Source organism: Gilliamella bombi, assembly GCF_900103255.1.
Lineage (GTDB): Bacteria > Pseudomonadota > Gammaproteobacteria > Enterobacterales > Orbaceae > Gilliamella > Gilliamella bombi.
Map to the genome: position 1 here is coordinate 1 of NZ_FMWS01000085.1, position 2,011 is coordinate 2,011.

General features: G+C 29.5%; 3 protein-coding genes. All 3 read left to right on the forward strand.

Going from position 1 to position 2,011, the window contains the following annotated elements; all coding sequences use genetic code 11:
* The coding region (locus tag B9N71_RS13115; protein WP_208610512.1) for a glycoside hydrolase family 19 protein at window positions 1-876 on the forward strand (876 nt) is incomplete at its 5' end.
* 12 nt (window positions 877-888) lie between these two features.
* Window positions 889-1,464 carry a hypothetical protein gene (locus tag B9N71_RS12090; protein WP_085166088.1) on the forward strand — a complete coding sequence of 192 codons (576 nt, stop codon included), beginning with the start codon at window positions 889-891 and terminating at the stop codon, window positions 1,462-1,464.
* Window positions 1,465-1,528: 64 nt separating this feature from the next.
* Window positions 1,529-2,011 (forward strand): hypothetical protein (locus tag B9N71_RS12095; RefSeq protein WP_143422148.1); only part of this gene is annotated, 483 nt, incomplete at its 3' end.

A 2,011-nucleotide genomic window follows, 5' to 3' on the forward strand; every position in this document is an offset into this window, starting at 1 on the left:
GATGATGTGGCTAAAGGCTTAGCGAAGTTAAACCAACAAAATGACACGCCCCCCAAAAATGGCGAGGCAACGAACACCACAACCACCCCAACAGACACCACCCCACCTGCCACGCTTAGCGCTGATGGCAAGGCGTGGTTTATTCATCCTATAGCATTATTTAATTTCAAACCAAAATTTTGTATAACAGTTGATATGTTAAAACGTATTTTTACGCAAGCAGATAATGAAACATTAAATAATATAGCTCGTGATATCAACAAAAACTATAAATTATTTCATCTAGATACTGAATTAAGATTAACCCATTTTTTTGCTCAAAGTTTGCAAGAAGTTGGGGCTAAATGCACTTCATCTGCTGAAAGTTTAAATTATAGTTACAGTGCATTAAGTGCTTTTAGTTATTTCCGTGAAAACCCTAGTGAAGCAAAATTATATGGTCGAGTAGATAAACCAGAAAATAATCCGCATGCCGCAGATCAAGAAGCCATAGCAAATCGAGTATATGGAAATAGAATGGGGAATGGTGATATTAATAGTGGTGATGGTTGGAAATTCAGAGGACGTGGTATGTTTCAGTTAACGGGTAAAGCAAATTATCAAGGATTAACAGATTGGTATGAACAAACGTATAAAACTAGGGTCGATTTTGTTACAAATCCCGATTTAGTTCTTTCCAAGAATTATTTATTGTTATCTGCAGTATATTTCTGGTTGAAATATAAATTACATAAAAAGGCAGATAACGGTGATAAAGGAGAACATGTTGATAAAATTACAGAAATAATCAATAAAAATACTAAAACTTATGAAAATCGTCGGGAAAACTTTGAAAAAATAAAAAAAGAAAAAATTTTTGATTCTATTTCTTTTTAATGAGGAGTTACAATGAAGTTTAAAACAATGTTGTTTATATTATTAAGCTTAATTTTTATAGGACAAAATGCTTATGCTGATCCTGATGAGGATTTAGATACCATTCCCGAAAAATTTCGATTCCCTAAATATAATAACATAGCTCATTTACCAATTGATGTTGAATATAAAGGTAAGAAAGGTACCGCTCTATTTCTTAGCAATTCATTTGACAATGGAACACGTAATTTAGAGGTTTATTTTTTAACTAATAATAATAGAGAATTGTATAAAGCACTAGAAGTTTATTCATATCAATATGGAAATAGTGAAGTAGTAAGTGCCTTCGAATTTACTAGAAAAAAATCCGGTAATAAATATATCTACATTTTATTGAAAGAAGGTACAGAGCTAACTACATGGTATCGTTTTATAGAATTACCTTTATTTGTAGAAGATGATGGTATATTAAGAGCATTATATTTTATAGGAGATGATTCTTTTATATCAAAAATCAATTGTATAGATGATTTTGAAACAAAAGAACGCTGCGAATTTTCAACGAAAGAGGGATTGATAAAATATCTTAATAAAGAAAGAAAACAATAATGAAATTTAAAATAATATTATTTATTTTTTTGATTGTTTTTTCAGAAACTCATATGCTGAAAGATTGACATTTGATATTGATCACAAGGTGGTTAATAAGGCAGTTTTCGATACTGAAAATAATAGAAATATTATTAATCTTTACCATAATAATAATTTGATTATAAAGATCCCGAGTTTTGATGAAGGCGGAGGAAATCGTTTTGAAAAAGTATTAACACGTTATGGTGAGAATAATTTAATAAGAATAATAACCACTTTCCCAGATAGAGGGTATTTCAAGGTTTATTATGACATAAGCTTAAATAAAGATACTAATTTATATATAGTTAATAAAGTAAGCTTTGAAATACAGGAATGGTCATCAAACGAAAAATTCACAGCAAAATATTGTTATAGCCAAATCCAAATTGATTTAGATGAATTGTCTAAAAACAACGAGTTATTCAACAAAATAAGACCTAGAGTTGATGGATGGGAAAATGGTAAAGTAAAAGGTAGTTGTGTTAAATCTAATAATGAAATCAATTATGAAAATGCATATAAC

What these genes read in the sequence shown, in the direction of transcription:
- B9N71_RS12090 (WP_085166088.1), top strand. Translation starts at nt 889, where the DNA reads ATGAAGTTTAAAACAATGTTGTTTATATTATTAAGCTTAATTTTTATA.